At 73.0% G+C, this 2,351-nt stretch carries 2 protein-coding genes and 1 pseudogene; all 3 read right to left on the reverse strand.

Features of this window, described 5'->3' with window-relative positions:
* A pseudogene (locus tag F3J18_RS36655) lies at positions 1-524 on the reverse strand (flagellar hook-length control protein FliK); the annotation flags it as partial.
* A gap of 18 nt (positions 525-542) precedes the next feature.
* Positions 543-1,004, reverse strand: a complete 462-nt coding sequence (gene fliJ / locus F3J18_RS36660) for a flagellar export protein FliJ (RefSeq protein WP_025100309.1) — start codon at positions 1,002-1,004, stop codon at positions 543-545.
* Positions 1,005-1,006: 2 nt separating this feature from the next.
* On the reverse strand, positions 1,007-2,351 hold a 1,345-nt coding region (fliI, locus tag F3J18_RS36665; RefSeq protein ID WP_166917029.1), incomplete at its 5' end, for a flagellar protein export ATPase FliI.

The raw sequence follows: 2,351 nt of genomic DNA on the forward strand, positions 1-2,351 counted from the left end.
TCCGCGTTCGCCGCGGCATTGGCGGCGAGTTGCGCGGCGGCATCGGCCTTCGCATCGGCCGCGCCGGTATTGGCGGTGCCGTTCGCATTGGCGGCGGCCAGCGCTCGTGCGGCCGCGTCGGCGGCGCCGTCGCCGCTACCGCTGCCGCCGGCCGCGTCCTGGCGCGCCTGCAACTGCGCCTGCACGGCGGCGGCCGCCGCCAGCGCGGCGGCGTCGGCCGGCGTGGCCGCGGTTTGCGCATCCTGGCCGTCGTCCGCATCGTCGCTGCCGTCCGCGTGCTTGTGTCCGCCGTGATGCCCGCGCACCTTGCCGTCGCCCGAGGACGGATCGGTGGCGGCCGTCGTCGTCGCCGCCGGTTTCGGCTGGGGCTGCGGCTGCTGGTTCGCCACGCTCTGCTGCAGGGTCTGCGAGAACGGCGTCGACGAGGACGCGCCGGCGGCATCGTTCGACCGCGAGCCGGAGCCGGCCTGATTGGCGGCGGTGGCGGCGTCGAGCAGCGATGCGGTCAGGGAGAGGGCGGGCATGGCGGGGTCTCGATCGGGTTACTTGGAGGGATGCGCCGCGTCGGCGCGCATGCGCAGCACCTTCGCCGCATGTTCGTCGGCGTCGCGCTGCTCGCGTTTCGCGGCACGTTGCTGATCCTGCGCGAGGCCGCGTTTCTGCAGGATTTCGTAGGAACCCAGGGTGCGCTTGCGCGCCTGCCATTCGGGGCGGGCCGCGTCCACGCGCGCCTCGGCGGCGGCCACGATGCGCCGCTGCTGGCCGATCGCCGCGTCCAGCGTGTCGATGAAGGACTGGAAGTTGCGCATGCTGCCGGCCGGCATGCCGGCCTGGGCGTCCAGCGCGAAACGCGCGTGGTATTCGTCGCGGTAGCGCAGCAGCGCGTCGAGCTGGTCCTGCGCCGAGCCGCGCTCGCGCTGCGCATGGCCGAGCGCCCGGGTGGCGTTGTCGAGGTCTTCCTGCGCGCGATCGAGCAGGATCTGCAGCGGGAACGTCGCGGCCATGCTCAGCCTCCTTCGTATTGGAACAGCGCGTCGAGCCCGGCCAGGCAGGACTCGAACGGCGCGCATTCGCGAAAGCCCTGCTGCAGGAAGGCCTCGATGCGCGGGTAGAGCGCGATGGCGCGGTCGAGCTGGGCATCGCGCCCGGCCGCGTAGGCGCCCACCGCGATCAGGTCGCGATTGCGCTGGTAGCGCGAGAGCATCTGCTTGAAGCGGCGCACGCGATCGAGATGGCGCTCGTCGATCAGCGAGGTCATGGCGCGGCTGATCGACTGCTCGATGTCGATCGCGGGATAGTGGCCGGCCTCGGCCAGCTGGCGCGACAACACGATATGGCCGTCCAGGATCGCGCGCGCCGAATCGGCGATCGGGTCCTGCTGGTCGTCGCCCTCGGTCAGCACCGTGTAGAAGGCGGTGATCGAGCCGCCACCTTCCGGGCCGTTGCCGGTGCGCTCCACCAGCGCCGGCAGCTTGGCGAACACCGAGGGCGGATAACCCTTGGTGGCCGGCGGTTCGCCGATCGCCAGCGCGATCTCGCGCTGCGCCATCGCGTAGCGCGTGAGCGAATCCATCAGCAGCAGCACGTGCTTGCCCTGGTCGCGGAAGTATTCGGCCAGCGAGGTCGCGTAGGCGGCGCCCTGCATGCGCAGCAGCGGCGACACGTCGGCCGGCGCGGCCACCACCACCGAGCGCGCCAGGCCGTCCTCGCCGAGGATCTGCTCGATGAATTCCTTCACCTCGCGGCCGCGCTCGCCGATCAGGCCGATCACGATCACCTCGGCGCTGGTGTAGCGCGCCATGGTGCCGAGCAGCACCGACTTGCCCACGCCCGAACCGGCGAACAGGCCCATGCGCTGGCCGCGCCCCACCGTCAGCAGCGCGTTGATGGCGCGCACGCCGACATCGAGCACGTGATGGATCGGCTCGCGCTCCAGCGGGTTGATGGTCGGCGCCGAGAGCGGCGCGTCGAGTTCCGAGGCGAGCGGGCCGAGCCGGTCGAGCGGGCGGCCCGAGGCGTCCACCACGCGGCCCAGCATCTGCCAGCCGACCGGCAGGCGCTTGGCGCCGGCCAGCGGATCGGCGATCGGCGCGCGTTCCAGCGGCCAGACGCGCGCGCCGGGCAGCACCCCGGCCACCTCGGTGGTCGGCATCAGGAACAGGCGTTCGCCGGCGAAGCCGACCACCTCGGCCTCAGCCACCGGCAGGGTGCTGCCCGGCGGCAGTTCGATGGTGCATTCGGCGCCCACCGACAGGCGCAGCCCGGTGGCTTCCAGCACCAGGCCGGCGGCGCGCGTGAGGCGCCCGCAGGGGCGCAGCGGCAGCGCGCGGGCGCTGCGTTCGCGCAGCGCG

Source organism: Burkholderia sp. Ax-1720, assembly GCF_011753035.1.
Classification (GTDB): Bacteria; Pseudomonadota; Gammaproteobacteria; order Burkholderiales; family Burkholderiaceae; genus Burkholderia; species Burkholderia gladioli.